Genomic DNA, 18,346 nt, shown 5'->3' with positions numbered 1-18,346 from the left:
TGTTCGCAGCCAATGAAATCCCGCTGCCGCTTCAACCGGCTCTGATGGTATCCAAGGAGTTGTCAGCGCAGGTTCCAGTTTCGCCGGCGAGCGCGGAAAGATAATCCGCGAAACCGGATTTCAGCCGCCCTTCCAAGCGGCCTGAGGTGACCGCATGCAATTGGTCCGTGGCGACCACGCGGTATCCGCGACGCCTGAGTCTGGCCACGAGCTCAACGTCCTCATGGGCTGCCAAGGTCTTGAAACCCCCGACCTGCAAGTACGCCGTGGCGCTGACCCCGAGGTTTGCCCCGTGGATATGCGGATGGTGGGGCGCCAGCACGTAGCGTTCCCGCCACTGCCGGTACAGTTGCGGGGCCAATTCGACCCGGTCGGGTTCCACAGTGCCGGTCACCGCATCAGCTCCCCCGAGATAGGCCACGGCGAATTCCTTCAGCCAGTTCTCTGGAACCCTCGTGTCGGCATCGGTGCAGGCAATCCAGGTTTCTGATGTCCCGTGCGGCCCCGGCAGTCGGTTGAGCCCTCGGGCAATACCGAAGGCGCGGGTCGCTCCGACATTACCGAAGTTCACGTGGTGGGCAAAATAGCCCGGGTGTGTGGCCGCGAAGTCGCTGGCACGCTGCGCAGTGCTGTCCGTGCAGGTGTCCAGCACCACCATGGTGTGCACGGCGATGCCTGGGCAAACCGCTTGCAGGTTCAACTTCGACCGGTCCACGGCTTCCAGGCAGTCGAGGATGTACCGCTCTTCGTTATGGGCGGGAATGACAACCAGTATTGTCCGCAGTCTTCTAGCCATCCAACTGCCCGGGTTTGCGAAGGATTTCCAGCAAGAAGTCCCGCTCTTCATGCATCACCAGACGGTCCCACCGCCGGCGGTGGGCAATCCGGTGAACAGCCTGCCCGTCCAGAGGCCATCCCTCGATGGGGTGGAGCCAGTGGCAGAGCAGCAGTTCACCGCCGGGGGCCAAGACAGATTCGCACAGGCCTAGGAGTTCTTCAAGCTCGTCGGCGGCCAAGAAGTAGCCGATCTCGCTGATGACGACCAGATCGACCGTGCCATGGGCGAGTTCCGGCCATTGCTCGGGAAGCAGACGCTGTTCCAATCGCACGTGCTCGAAGCGCGCGGTTTCGCGCTGCGCTTGCTCCAGCGCGGTTCGGCTTGAGTCAATCGCCACCAGAGACGTACAGCGTTCAGCCAATGCCGAGGTTTGGATTCCAATGGAGCACCCAAGTTCCAGCACCGTGCCGTAGTGCTTCCGGGGCAGGGAGCTGAGCAGTATTCCGCGTTTCCTTTCCTCGTACCCGCTGTCCCTGTAGTTCCACGGATCAGGTTGATCCAGATAGAGATCTTCGAAAACCGAAGAGGTCATGGCGGTATCTTTCTCTCCGGAACGGGTCAGCCGGAAGATCTCCTGGGACTGCAGGAAGTGCTCCATGACTTCGGCACTGAGCATTGCCTCGTCCCCGGGCTGGTCGGACAGGGGCTGCGTTTGCGACTGGTGCGCGGATAAGGCTTTTCGCTTGGCATCCAGCGCTGCCGAATCCAGTTCGAGCCTGTTCCAATGCCACCATCGGCCGTCCTCGAGCGGTGAGGCCCAATGCCAGTACCAAATGGGGAACTCCAGGTGGAAGAGCGACAGTTGCTGCGCGATGCCCGCGGCGACGAGTCCGAGGACATCATGATCCGTATGGGCATCTGCCCGGTAGGTGCTGGCCAGCACGCACGGTGCTTCCTGTGCACGGTCAAGCAGGGCTTCGTGGAGTTCTGCGCGATGTGCGGCCAGCTGTCCGTCGGGAAGACCCAGCCTGCGAACCGTGATCCCGGGGCCGGTGCCGCTGTCCCGGCCAAGCTGCATCATGGCTTGGGAGACTTCCCCTGCACGCAAGCGGGCCAGCTGCTGTGCGGAGTGGGTCGAGGAGCCAGGATGGGAAGCTTCCCCGTCGGTGCAGAGGAGCACCTCCACGGTGATGTTGCGCCGCAGGGCTTCCTGCATCAAACCGCTGGCGCCGAGCGTTTCGTCGTCGGGGTGGGCTGCGAGAACCAGCAGCCGTTGCGCTGATTCGAAGACCTGGTCCAACGGCAGAACCTCCAGATCCTCGATTCCGCAGTCACGCCAAGCTTGGGCAGAGGTTCCTTGCTGCAGATGGCTGAACGTCACCATGGTTCTTGTTCCTTACTCCGGTCCTCCAGAAGCATCCGTCCCAGCGCGGCATCATCGCGTGTGGCATGGTGCTGGCGAATGTATATCGAGAGATCTGCAACCCGGCGGGCATGCTCTTCATCCAAGGCCAACGGCCCGGGCCCAGTGGCATGGCCGCTGATGTGGATCATGCGTTCACAGATCCGGGCGATTTCTCCTCTGGTCTGCGCGGCTTGACGCGGGCCGAGCTGTTCTCGATCCGCAAGCTCCGCAGCGCGTTCGAGCATGGCGGCCCCGGAGGCGAGGAGCCTGTCGGCCTCCCCCAGCCAAGCCAAGGCCAGCTGGTCTGGTTCGCGCGTGCGCGCCGTGCCCAGCAGGTGCCGGAACAACCCGACGGCCCCGCCGAACCAGCACGCCGCGACGCCAACGCCTCCCACGGCGAAGCCGGAGCGTTCAAGATACCAGCCGGCTTCCCCCACCGGTTGCGCCGGAGTATCCATGCACCGAAGCGATCCGCTCGGGACATCTTGCAATCCCCGGCTGACCCAGCTGCTATCGGCAAGTTCCGTTTCCGGCCCACCCAGCTCGATCATGAACAATTGCCGGCCCTGCGAGGTGTGCGCGCTGATCAAGGCATGAGTCAATTCTCCCGCCAGGGAACACCAAGGCTTGATTCCAGTCAGCGTCCATTGCCCTGAGAAACGGCTGGCTTCGAGCCGCTGGCCAGGTGCCTCCGCGGCAAAAACACCCCACGTGGTCGCTTGGGGCCACGGCATGTCAGCCTGGTGCAGTATTGCGGCGGCATCAAAATGCGGTTCGAGCGTGCGCGCTGCGACGAGATCCAGGGCCGCGACCGAGGCGAAAAATTCCCACAACTGCCGCGTCGAGCCGTTGCCCGGCACCGGCAGCTCTCCTTCGATCTGTTTCAGCGCATGCAGGATGGGGGTGGCGTGGCCTTTGCACCCGGCGGCCACATCCAGCAGATGAGGCGCGCTGGCCCACCATGTGCCCTCTTGATCTGCGGCATCAGCCCTATCGCCACGCGAAAACATAACTGGTGTCGATTCCACTGGGGCTCCTCTCTGTCGTTGCCACTCAGTGTAAGTCAGCGGCATGGAGCCCCCAGGCAATCTGAAAATTTCCACAAAACGAACTCGGTGCGGCAGTCCCTACATGCCCTTGAGGTGCTGTGCACTATTGCTGAAGCGCTCGAGTTCTTTTCGGGCTTCCCCCTAGCAGGGGAGACCGGAAACACCTAGAATGAAAAGAAATTACCGTAATACGAAAGTTGAGATCGTGGCTGAACATTCCGCTCCCCTGGCCGTGGGCCAGCAGGCCCCCGCATTCTCCCTGCGCAACACCGAATCCGAGGTTGTTTCGCTTTCCGACTACGCTGGCAAGAATGTCATCGTCTACTTCTACCCAAAGGCGGCAACCCCGGGCTGCACAACCGAAGCCTGCGACTTCCGCGACAACCTGAATTCGCTGCACGCTGCTGGTTATTCGGTTTTGGGCATCTCTCCCGACGAGCCGGAAGCCAATAGCCAGTTCGCTTCGGATGAGTCCTTGAACTTCCCGCTGCTCTCCGATCCGGACAATGCCGTGGCGAAAGCCTACGGATCTTTCGGCGAAAAGACCTTTGGGGACAAGACCTTCGTGGGCACGCTGCGCTCAACGGCAGTGGTGGACCCTGAAGGGAAGATCAGTCATGTGGAGTACAGCGTGGATGCCAAGGGCCACGTGGCCCGCCTGCGTGATGAGCTGGGTATCTAAAGCCCTTGGGCCCAGGCGGCCCTCCTGAATTCGGCCGAGGATGGGCGCAGGAACCGAAGGTTCCCGCACCCATCCTTTTGCGTCCGCACAGTCGCCATCTGATACTCCGCACCATAGTGGACTTTTGCCGGGCTAAAAGTTAGCTAAGCTAGCATTATTCCCAAGCCAAAGGAACTGCATGCCCCGCACAACCGCCCCGCTCCAGCTTGTCTGGTTCCGCGACGACCTGCGCACCGCAGACCATCCGGCGCTGACCGCCGCCATGGCTGCAGGTCCGGCCATCGCCGTCTACGTCTTCGACGAGCAATCCCCCGGACTGCGGGCGCTTGGCGGCGCCGCGCGCTGGTGGCTCCACCACGCTTTGCTCAGCCTCCGCGAATCACTGGCCGAGCTGGGTGTTCCACTGGTTCTGCGTAGCGGACAGGCAGCGGAAATCATCAACACGCTGGCCGAGGACTGCGGAGCGCAGGGCATCCATTGGACCCGCCGATACTCGGAAGCCGAACGAGAGGTCGATGCGCTGGCCAAGGCGAAGCTTCGCGGCGCGGGACGCGAAGCGCACAGCTACGCAGGCTCATTGCTGCACGAGCCTTGGCAACTCCAGACCCAGGAGGGCAACTCCTACAAGGTCTTCACCCCGTTCTACAACAAGCTGCGCGATGCCGAGCTGCGCCCGGTCCTGCCAGTCCCTGAACCGCAGGAAACCGTGAACAGCCTTCCAGACAGCGAGGACCTGGAGAGCTGGGACCTGCTTCCCACCAACCCCGACTGGTCCGGTGGGCTGGCCGCAAGGTGGGTCCCTGGAGAAGCCGAGGCGCACTCAAGATTGGAGGAGGTCGCCGAATCCATCGCCGCCGACTACCCGCAGCATCATGACCGGCCGGACCTGGACGGGACCAGCGCGCTGTCCCCCGCCCTGCGCTGGGGGCACCTCAGTCCGCACCAGGCCTGGGAAGCTCTGGGCCGGCAGTCAGCGTCGAATCCTGGCGCGTCCGAGGGCGTCGCCGCGGTCCGGCGCCAGCTGGCGTGGCGCGATTTCTGCTGGCATTTGCTCTACCACCACCCTTCACTGCCCACGCAGAACCTGCGCGGCGAATTCGACGCCTTCGACTGGGCGTGGCCGGACGACGATCCGCAGGCCGCGGCCCACGTTGCCGCCTGGCAGCACGGCGAGACAGGCTTCCGCCTGGTCGACGCGGGCATGCGGCAGCTCTGGGAAACCGGCTGGATGCATAACCGCGTCCGCATGGTGACGGCCAGCCTGCTGGTCAAGAATCTAGGAGTGCACTGGAAGGTCGGCGAGCAGTGGTTCTGGGACACCCTGGTGGACGCCGACCTGGCCAGCAACAGCGCCAATTGGCAGTGGGTTGCCGGCAGCGGCGCAGATGCTGCCCCATATTTCCGGGTGTTCAACCCCGAGCTTCAGGCGAAGAAATTTGATCCGCAGGGATCCTACGTGGCGCGGTTCGCCCCGGTGGCCCACGAGCCCATTGTGGATCTGAAATCCTCGCGAGCCCAGGCCCTTGAAGCCTACGACCATATGAAAGCCCGCCACAAGGGCTAGTCGCCTGACAGGCGGTCCCTGATCCGGGCGTCGATGTCGGCGGACAGTTTATCGATGCTCGCCAGCGCGCGGTCCAACTGTTCAAGGGTGCCATGCAGAGGCGCGTCTTCACCCTCGGGTCGCCCAGAGTGCCGGTGCGCTTGCAGCGTCGACAAATCAAAGCAGACGTTGGCACGGCACCCGGAGATCGAGGCCCGCAGCGCTCCCAAGGCGACGACCACGTCGGCAACCAGGGCCTGGTTTCCATATTCGGCCAGCCATCGGATGTCATCAACCGCCGCCGCGGCCCGCTTCCCGATGGCGGCCGAGGACCGGGCAGCTTGCAGTGCCGCACCACAAATCGCCGCCGACCGGGCGGCGCCTGCCGGAGCATGGAAAGCCGCGCCGAAGGATGCAGAGCAAGCAGCGTCCTCATCCGCCAGCTGGAGGGATTCGTTGCGCAAGATTTGCCCTCGTCGCCTAATGCGCCCCGCTTCTCCCTCAGCCTCGGCATCCTCGCTGTAGCCGGCGGCCATGCAGATCAACGCCGCTGCCACGGACAGCATCACTCCGCTTCCCGCTCCCCCGCCAGGCACTCCGGTGGTCTGCGAAAGCTTCTCGGTCCATTGCGCGACCGTCAGCTGCTGCGTGGATACGGATTCCGGTTTTTCCATGCCACCAGTGTGCGCGCAGACCGCCGCAGGCCAGCGCTTCCTGAGTGGCCCCTGAGTTCCGCCAACTGCCTTCCCGCACCGAAACCCCATTGACCGCCGCGCGCGGCAGTTCCGCAACTGCCGGAATGACCTGCATGGCGACATCGGGTCAGGCAGCCGCACACGGCGCGATTCGATGCCCTCGAATCCCCGGGCGGCAAAACATGCAAGTGCAACTAAAGTGACCCCGGCTACACAAAACCTCAAAGTTCCCCGAGAAGTCTTGCTTTGCTGGGCACTTGGTAATTCAAGTGGTCGCTTGCTGAAATATAACCATATTTCATTAATTGACTAGGCCGTTTTTAACTATCCACGGTGATAATAATTCATCAAAAGCGCAATCTGACATGGAAATTTCTGAGCTCACTCCCTGGCGAACTGGACTTTCCTTCATGTTTCGAGACAACCAGGTCCAATTAAGATAGAACTCCTTAAGTGACGTAAATGCAGTGGATTTCGTGCAGTTCGCAACCTCAAGCCAGAGCTGCACGAAGTTCCAAGAACAACGGGATCACCCGGACAGTTACGAACAAGGTGGAGGTCAAACAGATGCCAGGACGTATAGTCAGGACGAAAACGGCCGAGCGAGTCTCGGAACTTCTCGGGTCACGTGAAGGCCGCAAGCACTTGTCCGAGTACGGATGGGCCCAGGGCATGCCAATCGTGATGACGGTGTCAACGGAATCCGTCAACGACGTGATGGGACTAGTAAGCATGCATGGCCGCTCAGTTCTGGTCGCAATGCTCGATCCCCGGACGGACGAGCTGAAATTCCTCTATGTGGCTACGCCTAATCCGGCCTTGGAGACCGTGGGATGCGAAAAAGATTCAACCCCGATTTCGGATCTCTTCGAGCGCGCCGAGTTGCAGGGCTTGGTGACTTTTCGCTCGAAGTACTGGGAATGCAGCACGGTCACGCACCCAGTCCCCGTTTTCCACGGTGCACCCGAAGTGAAGAGCTACGCCCAGCATTTCAATAGTTGACGAGGATTTTGCACGGTACGTATTCCGGCGCTTGGCTGCTGGGCAAAGACCAGTAATCGGTCGCCCAGCGGCCGGGCCGCCGAAGAACGTTCTGTGGGGCAGGCATACAAGTGATGTCATCGGGAGCCTGGAATCCCGCAGGGACGGAGGAACACCCGCAACGGGTTATTCCGCCCCATCGCCACGAGCACAATGCCGGACCGCGTCGATCAGCTCTTGGATCTCATTCACCCGTCCATCCCAATAGGGGATGCCAAGGCCAAAACCGTTCGCCGCTTCCTCGCTCAAGCGTTGGAAGCAATCCCGGTGGTTCTCGAGGGCGCTGATGAGATCGTCGAATTGGTCATCGTTGAGATTCAGATGCAGGTGCTTGCGAGGTCGGCGGTTCATCGGCAATTTCTGTAGGTTCATTGGCTCCACGTGGGTTCGACCTTACGCCTGACGCTCCTGCCGCAAGGGGGTTGCCAGGGTTTTAACTGAAACTCACAAGTTGGCATCTCGTCTCAAACCGCATCCCAACCAACTAAAACAGCCCAAGCAAATCCAATACTTCTTTTTGGAGGAACACATGAGCACCAATGACGTAGAAAAAGTCGTCAAGATCATCGAGGACATCAAGGTGGGCATGCTGACCACCCGGTCGGGAGAGAACCTGCTCAGCCGGCCCTTGACAGCAGTTCAAGTCACCGACGACGGCGACCTCTGGTTCTTCATCGCGACAGAATCCGAAATCGCCCAGGAAGTGGCGAAGGATCGCAACATCAACATCTCGTTCTCCGACAAGACGAGCTGGGTCTCCGTCCGCGGCATCGCTGAGATCGTGCGCGATGTCGGCAAGAAGGAGGAACTTTGGAACCCTGCGGTCGAGGCATTCGCCCGCGGCGGAGCCAAATCGCCGAATGTCGCGCTGCTGCATGTGAGTTCCGAATCCGCCGAGTACTGGGAAAATCCGGGAGGGCCGGTCAGCCTGGCCGCTAGCTGGGTCAAGCACAAGCTGACCGGAGAGCAGGCCCACCCGGGCGATTCTGGAGTGGTTGACCTTTAAATTCGCGCGCGCCGACTAGTGACGCGTGAGTCGACTAGTCAAGAGATTGAATGCAACCTCGACATGAAGCAATAAGAGTCACGTCTGTTGGAGCGTTCAACACTGCACAGTCGGGAAAGTACCAAGTTTAGGAGTGGCCCAGCTAGACCTCAAGTTCAGAAAGGACATATATGAGCCTACGCCAACGAGCATGTATAGCAAGGGAACGTGCCACATGCCTCTCTACTGCAGACCCCCGCCTACTTCCAAGGAATTCGGGAAGTAGGCGGGAGCGGAACTATCTCTAGGCAACCGCGGGCGCATGATCGTGCGCGCTAGCCTGGAAATTTCACCAGCTTGTGGTTCACGAATTCGGCCATCCCGAACTTGCCCAGCTCACGACCCACTCCAGAGCGCTTCACGCCGCCGAAGGGCAGCTCCGCGGCGGTGCCGGACGGCTCGTTGATGGAAACCATGCCGGTTTCCAGGCGGGCGGCAATGGCCTGCGCACGCGCAGGATCCTGGGTCTGCACCGAGGCGCCCAGCCCGTAGTCCGAGCTGTTGGCCAACTGAACCGCGGCGTCGTCGCCGGAGACCTTGTAGAGCACTGCCACCGGGCCGAACAGCTCTTCCGAATACGCACGCATGTCCGGGGTGACGTCGGCCAAGATAGTCGGAGCGTAGTATGCGCCTGTGCTTTCGATCTTGGCTCCGCCGGCGAGAACCGTAGCGCCTTTGTCGATGGCGTCCTGCACCTGTGCAGCGAGCAAATCGCGGGCCGCAATCGAGGACAGCGGGCCCATGAAGGTGTTCGGGTCAGTGGGGTCGCCCACGATGATCCCGGCCACCGCGTCGGCGAAGTTCGCGGCGAACTCGGAGTACACAGACTCGTCGACGATAAAGCGCTTGGCAGCATTGCAAGCCTGGCCGGTATTGCCGAAGCGGCCGAATAGGCCCTGCTTCGCGGCCACCGGGACGTCGGCATCATCCAGCACCAGGAACGGATCCGAGCCGCCCAGTTCCAGCACCACCTTCTTCAGGTTGCGTCCGGCGATCTCCGCCACCGCGCCACCGGCCCGTTCCGAACCTGTCAGCGAGACACCTTGGATGCGGGGGTCGGCGATCACGTCGGCCACCTGCTCATTGGTCGCGAAGATGTTGACGTAAGCGCCCTGTGGGGCTCCTGCGTCCAGGAAGATCTGTTCCATGGCCAGCGCGGATTCCGGGCACTGCGGGGCATGCTTGAGCACGATGGTGTTGCCGTTCATCAGGTTCGGCGCGGCGAAGCGGGCCACCTGGTAGTACGGGAAGTTCCACGGCATGATGCCCAGCAGCGCGCCGACCGCCTCCTTGCGGATGACAGCCCTGCCCCCGGCGGCGACTTCCAGTTCCTCGTCTTCCAGGAATTTCGGGCCGTTCGCCGCGTAGTAGCGGTAGATCGAGACAACGATATCGATCTCAATTCCAGACTGGAAGATCGGCTTGCCCATCTCGCGGGTGATGATCGCGGCCAGCTGCTCGCGGCGTTCGGCATACAGGTCCGCGACGCGGTTCAGCAGGTCCACGCGGTCCTGGATGGCGGACTTCGACCAGGTGCGGAAGGCCGCATCGGCCTGCGCGACGGCCTGGGCGACCTGCGCATCGGTGGCCGTATCGTAGCTGGCCTCCACACGTCCGGTGGCGGGATTGGTGACTGCATAGGTGCTCATTGACGTGCTCCTTGGAAAAGTTGGGATGTTCTCGGCGGACCGGACTGCGCTAGGGCAGGGCGATGGCCTGGTCGGTGACCACGTGGATCAGGGCCGGGCGGCCTTCGGCCACGGCGGCCAGCGCACGCTGCACGGCCTCGGCGGCCTGGGCATCGTCGTCAACGTATTCGCCATGCCCGCCGAAGGCACGGGCAAAGGCGGCGAAGTCAGGGTTCTGCAGCTGGGTGCCGGAGACGCGGCCCGGGAAGTGGTGCTCCTGGTGGTCGCGGATCGTGGCAAACTGGCGGTTGTCCATGACCACGGCCAGGATCGGGGCGCCGAACTGCGCCGCGGTGGCGAACTCCTGGCCGTTCATCAGGAACTCGCCGTCGCCGCACACGGCCACCGACAGGCGCGCCGGGGCCTGCTTGGCGGCCACCACGGCGGCCGGGATGGAGTAGCCCATGGAGCCGTTGCGGGTGGACAGCGCCGAAGGGAAGACGTTGGTCGGCATGTACCACTGGGCCCAGGCGGTGTGGTTGCCGGCGCCCACGGAGTTCACCACGTCATCGGGCAGGCGCGAGATCAGTTCGCGCATCACCACGGACATGCGGGCGGTGCCCGGGGCGGTGGCCGGAAGCTGCTCGTCGCCCGGGATGGTGGAAACCTTCACCTGGGCCTCGCGGCCGGCGGCGCGCCAATCCTCCCAGCGTTCACCGGCGCCCAGCTCGATGCCTTCCAGCGCGGCGGCGAAGGCCACCGGGGAGGCCAGCACGTGGGCGCTGAGGTTGCCCGAGCGTCCGCGCAGCGTGGTGTCCGGGCTGATCACGTAGTTCACGGCGTCCGGGTCCTGGCGCAGGGTGTAGCCGTCGGAGGAGACATCACCCAGCACGCAACCGATGCTTACCAGCACGTCGGCGTCGGCGAGCATGGTGGCCGCGGCGGCCGAGCGTCCGTAGCCCAGCGAGCCCATGTTGACCGGGGAGCCGAACGGGATGCGGTCCGCGGCGTGCCAGTCCTGCACCACCGGGATGTTGTTCTTCTCGGCGAAGGCGGTGACCTGGGCGGCGGCCTGTGCGCTCCAGCGCTGCCCGCCGACCATCAGCAGCGGACGCTGCGCGCCGTCCAGCGCCTGGGTGATCGCCTCGAGCTGCGCGGCGTCCACTGCGCCCTCGGCAACCGGGATCGGCGCGGTGAGCGCGGCGGTGAATTCCTTGGTGATTACGTCTTCGGGCAGGCCCACGACCACCGGGCCGGGGCGCCCCGAGGAGGCGGCGAAGAAGGCCTCGGCCACGACATCGGAGGCGCGGTTCGGCTCGTCGAGCACGAAGACGCGCTTGGTTTGGGTGCCGAACCAGGCGTAGGGGTCGAATTCCTGGAAGGATTCGCGCATGCGGTCCGCCACCGGGATCAGGCCCACGAACAGCACCATCGGGGTGCCGTCCTGCCAGGCGGTGTGGATGCCCACGTAGGCGTTGGAGGCGCCGGGGCCGCGGGTGACCATGGCCACGCCGGGACGTCCGGTGAACTTGCCGTAGGCCTCGGCCATGTAGGAGGCGCCGCCTTCCTGGCGGGCGATCACGTTCTCGATGTTCGCCCCGTGCAGGCCGTCGAGCACGGCCAGGTAGGACTCGCCCGGGACGGTGAAGACGCGGTCGACCCCGTGGAGGGCCAGCGAGTCGACGATAGCCTGTCCGGCGTGGGTGGGGTTGCTCGGGGAGTTGCTCATGGGGTTGCTCCTGTGTGCTGCTGTGCGGTGTGCGGGGATGGAATCGGTGGGATGTGCGGGGGCGGCCGGTGCGGCCGCGGCCGAGCTAGAGGTCGCCATAAACCAGCGCCCCGCCCACCACGGTGGCTTGCACGCGGGTTTCGGCAATCTGCTCGGCGTCGATCTCGTAGAGGTCCTGGGAGAGCACTACGAAGTCTGCCAGCTGTCCGGGGACCAGCTTGCCCTTGTAGTGCTCCTCGTGCACCGCGTAGGCGCTGCCCACGGTGTAGGCATGCACCGCCTGGGCCACGGTGAGCTTCTCTGAATCGGTGAAGGGGGCACCGCCCTGCGTGGTGCGCTGCACCAGCGAGGCGATGTTCAGGATCGGATCCGCGCTGACCACCGGGGCGTCGGTGGAGCCGGGGATGACCAGGCCGGCGTCCAGGAAGGACTTCACTCGGTAGGCCAGCGGCTGGCGTTCGGCTCCCAGCGCGGTGGCCACCCCGTCGCCCAGCTCGTGGATGAACCGGCCCTGCGGGACCGGGACCAGTCCCAGCTGGACCATGCGGGCGATCTGCGCGTCGGAGGCCATCGAGGCGTGCTCGATGCGGTGGCGGGCGTCGGTGCGCGGAAGCAGCGACTGCGCCTCGGCGACAATGTCCATCACCACGTCCAGCGCGGCGTCGCCGATGGCGTGCACGGCCAGCTGCCAGCCGGCCAGGTGGGCGCCGATCAGCTTTTCGCGCAGCGTGTCCTCGGGAAACTGCAGCAGCCCGCGGTTGCCTTCGTCGATGGCGTAGTCGCAGCACATGAATGCGCTGCGCCCGATCAGCGAACCGTCGGAGAGCACCTTGGTGGGGCCCAGTCGCAAGAAGTCGTCGCCCAAGCCACTGCGCAGGCCCAAATCCAGGCCGTAACGGGTGTGTCCGTCAACCTTGTCGGTGTCCAGCGGGTGCAGGGTGGTCAGGTAGGGCATCAGGGTGGCGCGCACGCCCAGCTGGCCGCGCTCGCGGGCCAGCTGGTAGCCGGCCAAATCCACGGTGCTCTGCCCGATGTGGTCCGGGGCACCCACGCCGGGCTCGGTGATGGAGGTGACGCCCAGCTTGAGCATTTCCTGCGAGCCGGCCGCAACCAGCTCGGCCACGTCCTCAATCGTTTTGGCCGGGATGTGGTCCAGCACCAGGCTGCGGGCGGTTTCCTGGAGCAGGCCCAGGGCCAGGCCGGCGGAATCCTTGGGCACCGCGCCGCCGTCGGGCACCGGCACGTTGCGGCGTTCCGGGTAGCCGGAGCGCTCGAAGGCGTGGGTGTTGGCCACGGCCATGTGGCGTGATACGTGCCACAGGAAGACCGGGTGGCCGTGGCTGACCGCGTCCAGCGCCAGCGCGGTGGGGTGTGCATCGCCAAGGAAGTTCTGGTCGTAGCCAGTGCCGATGACCCAGGCACCATCGGAGGCCTCACGAGCCGCGGAATCCACAGCGGCCAGCAACTCGTCCATGGTCTTCACTGCTTGCGGACGAAGGTCGACCTGGCGCAGGGCATCCCCGATGAAGGTCAGATGCAGGTGGGCGTCGTTGAAGCCGGGAACGACTGACGCGCCGCCGAGGTCGACCACCTGCGCGAAGTGGCGGGTCTCCACTTGGTCATCCAGGCAGATGATGCGTCCTTGATGCACCCCCAGTGCCTTTGCCATCGGACGTCGCGGGTCTTGAGTGTGGATGGTTCCGTTGGTGTAGAGCACGTCGAACATGGGTCCTCCTGCGTCGAGCTTGAAGTGATCTGCCTCAAGTATCCGCACGCAAAGTCCATGCTGTCTAATGCATAAAAGATCTATTTAACATGCTCAAAAGTTATGCATCGCGCCCTGGAACATCCCAGGACTCCTGCCGCCCTCCCACCATTTCCATCAGCCCTGAGGCCAGTTCGCGAAGCTTCGCTTCCGCGTAGTGGCCTCGACGCCAGGCCATGTACATGTGAAGCGTCAACGGACTGGCATCTGGCACGCCTAGTTGCTCGAAAAGGGGTATTCCGCGCACCCCGAAGGCAGGATATTCGGTATTGACCGCGATGCCGCGGCCGGAGGCGACCAAGGCGTGGGAAACCAACCCGTCGTCGCACACCTCTGCGCGCTCAATCCGCAGCCCTTGGCGTTCGAGCGCTTCAGAAAAAATCCGGCGACTGACCGAGTGTTCCGGAGAGAGGATCAGCGGCTGGTCAACCAGCTCCGAGAGTTCGATCCCTCGGCGGCTTTCCCCCAGCCAGCGGTGCCCTGCTGGCACTTGGGCGCGGATCGGCACATCTCCCAGCATGACGGTTGCCAGATCGCCAGTGGGAATAGTCGGGGTGATGATGAAGTCGAGGTCATCGAGCAGGGCCGATTCCAGCTCGAAGTGCCCCGTTTCCCGGGCCACAATTGTCGGCTGGTCCGGCCCGAGCTCGGCAATGAAGTTCGACAAGAATCCACGCAGAGAGGCCGTCGTTGCCGCGCAAGAGAGACGCTGAACCTGGCCCGTACGCAGAACCTGAACGGCCGCGTCCAAGTCACGGGATTCGGCCAGCAGCTTGCGCGCCATGGGGACGAAGGCCCTCCCGCTGTTGGTCAGCACGAGCCGGTTGCCCGCAGACTGGAAAAGCTCGATGCGCAATTCGCGCTCCAGGGTCTTCAGCTGTCGGCTCAGGGCCGGTTGGGCGATATGGAGGACCTCCGCGGCGGCCGTCACGGTACCGTGCTCGACAACGGCGATGAAATACTGCAGTCGGCGAATGTTCATGCTTAAGAAGATAGCAACATGGCGACCAGTGCAATCGAGAATCCGACAATCCATAACCAAACGGCATGATTTCACTTCCTATCTGGTCTTAGACGCAGACAGCACGGCCCGGCAATACTGAAAGTGACGCAAATCTATGGCGCGGCTCACTTGAACAAGAACGCGCATCACCCAAGGACAACCGCATGAAAACATCTCGCTCCCTGACGCCCCAACAGCGTCAAACCCGGGCCACCGCCGGCGCCTTCGTGGGCACCGCCATCGAGTGGTACGACTTCTTCATTTTCGGCACCGCCGCAGCACTGGTCTTCGGAAAGGTGTTCTACCCGGACATCGCCCCGGGCGCCGGCATCATGGCCTCCTTCGCGACCTTCTGGGTCGGCTTCCTGGCCCGTCCGCTGGGCGGGGTGCTCTTCGGACACCTGGGCGACCGTTTTGGGCGCAAGAACGTCTTGGTGGCCACCCTGTTCCTCATGGGCAGCGCCACTACGCTGATCGGCCTGCTTCCGGGCTATGCAACCATCGGGGTCTTCGCCCCAGTCGCCCTGGTCGTGCTGCGTGCGCTGCAGGGCCTGGCGGTGGGCGGCGAATGGGCCGGTGCCACGCTGATGGCCACGGAGTCCGCCAGCGAGAAGAAGCGCGGCATGGCCGGCGCCTGGGTCCAGCAGGGCTCCCCCGCCGGCGCCATCATGGCCACGCTGATGTTCCTGCTGGTGGGTACGCTCGATGACGCGGCCTTCCTGTCCTGGGGCTGGCGCGTGCCGTTCCTCTTCTCCGCGGTGCTGGTCATCGTGGGCCTGGTGATCCGCGCCAAGGTCGAGGAGTCCGCCGACTTCACCGAGTCCCGCGCCGCCCACGAAGTGGTCAAGGTGCCGCTGGTGCAGGTCTTCAAGACCGCTTCCTCCTACGTCTGGTTGGGCGTGGCCGCCTCGGTACTGGGCATCGCGATTGCCTTCTTCAACAACACCTTCCTGCTGTCCTGGACCACCACGTCCGTGGAAAACGGCGGCATGGGCATGAACCGCCAGGTCATCCTGAACATCCTGCTGGCCATGGCCATCTTGCAGTTCATCTGGCAGCCCATTGCGGCCAAGATCGCCGAACGCATCGGCGGGGTGCCGGTCATGCTCTGGGGCCTCTTCCTGAACCTGCTGATCATCGTGCCGCTGTTCCTGGCCATCATGAGCGCCAACGCCGTGGCCATCTCCCTGGTGCTGGGCGTCTCGATCCTCGGCGGCACCGGCTACTACGCCATGCTCTCCTCCTTCCTGTCCCAGGCCTTCCCGGTCAACGTGCGCTTCACCGGCGTGGCCTTGGCCAACGGCCTGTGCGCTTCGCTGATCGGCGGCTCGACCCCGCTGATCGCCCAGGCGGTCCTCGGCTCGCTGGGTCCGTGGGGCGTGGCCGGGTTCTACGCGATCATCGCGCTGGTCACCATTGGCGGCGTCTGGGGCCTGCACCGCAAGATGAGTGCGCGCGATGCCCGCGCCGCACAGGTGCCAACCTCCTCCTAGTCCCGGGGAATCCGGGACCTGTCAAAAAATCAGGGCGGCTCCACCACCACATCCGCGTCGTGGTAGAGCCGTCCTTTGCCAATGCTCGCTGGAAGTTGTGACAACTGGATAGATGTGGGCCAACACCCTGCAAGCTCACCCGAACGCGTCGAGTGGCCGCCCCATAAACAGGACCATGAACGCACCGACCCGAGGGCAAAGGACGGTGGCGAAAGCGCACCATGGCCGTGGTGCTCGAACCGGCACGACCACTGCCAACCTTGGGGTTTTGAAAGACATCAAGAAGTTCCTCGAACACAACGCGTACTTGGTAGACGCGTGATGTGGACATCCAGAAAACGAGCGAGTGGCCGCGGAATTGCGGGCTTTGGTGGGAACAACAGGTTTCTGGAGCTGGCAGCATGCCGAGGTGATCTGCTTCTGGCGCTGCGAAATCCCTAACTCCGATTTCGGTAGCGGGCCACGAAATCGGAGAGGGCCATGGCATGGATCTGCTAGACGGCCACCCTGGGATGCACCCACACCCAAATGGCTTTCCGAGCACTTCTAACTTGCGCACTAATCGTGATCCTTCAACTGTCCAACACCCCGGTCTGGACGGACCCTGCGGATCTTTAGTTCGCATGAACTTTCACCCATCGTCACAAGGCTCGCACGGCGGCAGCGCTCCCTGTGCGATGCCGGATAGTCCTACAGGAATATCTACCTTCAGCAATATGGTTCGCACCCTCAGATGACCTAGTACCAGAATTGTCTCTAAGCTACGCATGCAGGGGCCCAATGATCGCTGGCGTACCTTCACAACCCTTCATTACTTCCCTTGCTTCAGGGAATCCGCCCATAACCTCCAAGGATTAGGAGCCGGTCGGAAGGAACCAACTTGCAGGTTTACTTATACTTGTCCGTGCGCTGCCGATTGCGGGTCTCGGTAATCTGCCGCTCATAGGACAGGTACAGGCTTGCCACCAAGCGCACCTCGGCCATGCTGCCGCCGAGCAGCTCGGCGGCCTTCTTGATCCGGTAGCGCACGGTGTTCTGGTGCACGAAGAGCGCCGCCGCCGCCCGTGAAATGTCCTGGTCCAGCGCCAGATAGGCGATAAGCGTCTCCTCCAGCTCCGGCTCTTCGCGCAGCGGGGCGATGAAACGCACCAGCCGCTGCCGATCCAGCGGGCTGTCCACGCGGGCCAGCATCCAGGTGGCCGGGTCCAGGTCGTCCGCTCGCAGCAGCAGGCCTTCGGTGCCCGGTTCGTGCTCGGTGTCGCGCAGCGCCACCTTGGCCGCGAGCTCCGCCCCGCGCAGCAGCTCCGGGATCCGCGAGAGCGACCCGGAGGCCTCGCCCAGGCCGATGGCCAAGTTCTCCCGCTGCTCCGCCAGCCACCCGACCGCCTGTTTGGTGTCAGGGATCAGCGCGTTGAATCCCGCGCGGATGTCATTGCTGCGCCCGTTTTCCGCGAACAGCAGCGGCACCCCGGCGCGTTGCGCGGAGCTGAGCAGGGTTTCCACCCGGCGCGGGCCCAGGCTGCCCTCATGCAGCACCACGGCCGCGACGCTGCGCACCGGCTGGTAGGCCTCGAAGCCGAAGGGCTGCAGCAGCTCCCAGTAGCGCAGTTCGCGGGAGACCTCGATGCCGTCCTGCAGGCTGGTGACCAGCTGCGAATTCTCGTGGCGGCGCCGCGAGGCATCCAGGTGCTGCAGCCCCTTGATGGCGCCGAGCATCTTCTGCGTGGTGTCCAGCAGGATGTCCCCCACCTCGCCCAGCACCTGCTCGTTCCGGCTGGCAATGGCCAGGTGGTAGCCGCGCCCGCGCATCACGATGGTGCGGTACATGACCTGCCAGCGGCCGATGCTGATCTTCTCGTAGTGCACCCCGTGGTTGGTGATGGCCTGCAGCACCAGGTGCACCGGGCCGTCGCCGCTGGACTCGACCAGCTTGCCGGTGTCCTCGTAGAGCATCGCCGCGCCGCGGCAGTTGGCCGCCACGCGCTGGATCAGCGAGGCGATCGGCTGGTCGGAGGCGATGGAATCGAGCAGGTCGTTGGTCAACCACATGGCGCGCTTCATGCCGTAGTCCTCGGCCACCGGGCCCAGCGCATTGACGTACTTCTCCACGTGGCTGAACGGCACGTCCCGGGCCACGGTCAGCAGGTTCACGTCCGCCCGCTGGCAGGCCTCGATGAGTTCCACGGGAACCGCCTCGAAGTAGATGCCCAGCCCGAAGCACAACGCGGAGACCCGCGCCCGGCGCAGCGCGGCGGCCAGGCCCGCGGCGGCCGCCTCCAGGTCCTGCTCGCCTTGCAGGCGCAGCCCGGTGGTGAGCATGATGTTTCCCGGATCGAACCAGCGCCCGGGGTCGTGGATCTCGGAGGTGTGCGCCCCGCTGACCTCGATTTCGGGGTGCGGCAGCACTTCCGCGTGCAATCCCAGTGACCTCACGTGAAGCAATTCCTGCACCGTCAATGGCTCGCGCTCGCCCACCGCACCAACTTTCTT

At 63.9% G+C, this 18,346-nt stretch carries 15 protein-coding genes; 5 read left to right on the top strand and 10 right to left on the bottom strand.

The features are described from left to right. Window positions 1–31: 31 nt before the first annotated feature. From ATC04_RS02365 to ATC04_RS02355, 3 genes are read right to left on the bottom strand one after another with little or no spacing between them, the layout of a single operon-like run. Complete coding sequence (locus tag ATC04_RS02365; RefSeq protein ID WP_047120297.1) at window positions 32–796, bottom strand: glycosyltransferase; 765 nt, start codon at window positions 794–796, stop codon at window positions 32–34. Further along, entirely contained in the window at window positions 789–2,162 is a 1,374-nt protein-coding gene (locus ATC04_RS02360) for a PIG-L family deacetylase (RefSeq protein ID WP_047120298.1), read from the bottom strand. Before ATC04_RS02360 ends, ATC04_RS02365 begins: the two co-directional genes overlap by 8 nt. Further along, window positions 2,156–3,211 carry an acyl-CoA/acyl-ACP dehydrogenase gene (locus ATC04_RS02355; RefSeq protein ID WP_146955974.1) on the bottom strand — a complete coding sequence of 352 codons (1,056 nt, stop codon included), beginning with the start codon at window positions 3,209–3,211 and terminating at the stop codon, window positions 2,156–2,158. The genes ATC04_RS02360 and ATC04_RS02355 overlap by 7 nt, the downstream gene beginning before the upstream one ends. Window positions 3,212–3,437: 226 nt before the next feature. Between ATC04_RS02355 and bcp the strand changes: the two genes are divergently transcribed. Together bcp and ATC04_RS02345 are read left to right on the top strand one after the other, a co-directional pair. Continuing rightward, window positions 3,438–3,914, top strand: a complete 477-nt coding sequence (gene bcp, locus ATC04_RS02350; RefSeq protein WP_047120300.1) for a thioredoxin-dependent thiol peroxidase — start codon at window positions 3,438–3,440, stop codon at window positions 3,912–3,914. 178 nt (window positions 3,915–4,092) lie between these two features. After that, window positions 4,093–5,478, top strand: a complete 1,386-nt coding sequence (locus tag ATC04_RS02345) for a deoxyribodipyrimidine photo-lyase (RefSeq protein WP_047120301.1) — start codon at window positions 4,093–4,095, stop codon at window positions 5,476–5,478. On the opposite strand, the gene ATC04_RS02340 is transcribed toward ATC04_RS02345, so the two are convergent. Further along, a complete protein-coding gene (locus ATC04_RS02340) occupies window positions 5,475–6,131 on the bottom strand; it encodes a cyclodeaminase/cyclohydrolase family protein (protein WP_047120959.1) in 657 nt (218 codons plus the stop codon). The genes ATC04_RS02345 and ATC04_RS02340 overlap by 4 nt on opposite strands. A gap of 693 nt (window positions 6,132–6,824) precedes the next feature. Here ATC04_RS02340 and ATC04_RS02335 point away from each other — a divergent pair. Next, entirely contained in the window at window positions 6,825–7,154 is a 330-nt protein-coding gene (locus ATC04_RS02335) for a hypothetical protein (RefSeq protein ID WP_231735887.1), read from the top strand. Window positions 7,155–7,319: 165 nt separating this feature from the next. Here ATC04_RS02335 and ATC04_RS19175 read toward each other — a convergent pair whose 3' ends face one another. Beyond that, a complete protein-coding gene (locus ATC04_RS19175) occupies window positions 7,320–7,565 on the bottom strand; it encodes a hypothetical protein (RefSeq protein WP_152666902.1) in 246 nt (81 codons plus the stop codon). Between the two features lie 157 nt (window positions 7,566–7,722). On the opposite strand from ATC04_RS19175, the gene ATC04_RS02325 reads away from it, so the two are divergent. After that, on the top strand, window positions 7,723–8,199 hold the full coding sequence (locus ATC04_RS02325; RefSeq protein ID WP_047120304.1) for a pyridoxamine 5'-phosphate oxidase family protein: 477 nt from the start codon (window positions 7,723–7,725) through the stop codon (window positions 8,197–8,199). 314 nt (window positions 8,200–8,513) lie between these two features. On the opposite strand, the gene ATC04_RS02320 is transcribed toward ATC04_RS02325, so the two are convergent. From ATC04_RS02320 to ATC04_RS02305, 4 genes are all read right to left on the bottom strand, one after another. Then, window positions 8,514–9,887, bottom strand: a complete 1,374-nt coding sequence (locus tag ATC04_RS02320) for an NAD-dependent succinate-semialdehyde dehydrogenase (RefSeq protein WP_047120305.1) — start codon at window positions 9,885–9,887, stop codon at window positions 8,514–8,516. Between the two features lie 49 nt (window positions 9,888–9,936). Beyond that, window positions 9,937–11,595: a thiamine pyrophosphate-dependent enzyme gene (locus ATC04_RS02315; RefSeq protein ID WP_047120306.1), complete on the bottom strand. Its 1,659-nt coding sequence runs from the start codon at window positions 11,593–11,595 to the stop codon at window positions 9,937–9,939. Between the two features lie 85 nt (window positions 11,596–11,680). Then, window positions 11,681–13,369, bottom strand: coding sequence for an amidohydrolase (locus tag ATC04_RS02310; protein ID WP_231735886.1), 1,689 nt, complete (start codon window positions 13,367–13,369; stop codon window positions 11,681–11,683). 52 nt (window positions 13,370–13,421) lie between these two features. Continuing rightward, window positions 13,422–14,342, bottom strand: a complete 921-nt coding sequence (locus tag ATC04_RS02305; protein ID WP_160309106.1) for a LysR family transcriptional regulator — start codon at window positions 14,340–14,342, stop codon at window positions 13,422–13,424. A gap of 185 nt (window positions 14,343–14,527) precedes the next feature. On the opposite strand from ATC04_RS02305, the gene ATC04_RS02300 reads away from it, so the two are divergent. After that, window positions 14,528–15,856, top strand: a complete 1,329-nt coding sequence (locus tag ATC04_RS02300) for an MFS transporter (protein WP_047120309.1) — start codon at window positions 14,528–14,530, stop codon at window positions 15,854–15,856. An 888-nt stretch (window positions 15,857–16,744) separates the two neighbouring features. Here the strand turns inward: ATC04_RS02300 and ATC04_RS02290 are convergent. After that, entirely contained in the window at window positions 16,745–18,289 is a 1,545-nt protein-coding gene (locus tag ATC04_RS02290; protein ID WP_231735885.1) for a PucR family transcriptional regulator, read from the bottom strand. Between the last annotated feature and the right edge of the window lie 57 nt (window positions 18,290–18,346).

This window comes from Arthrobacter sp. YC-RL1, from assembly GCF_001454985.1.
GTDB classification, from domain to species: Bacteria; Actinomycetota; Actinomycetes; order Actinomycetales; family Micrococcaceae; genus Glutamicibacter; species Glutamicibacter soli.
Note: the sequence above shows the minus strand (reverse complement) of the source record. Positions and strands in the feature narration are given on the sequence as shown.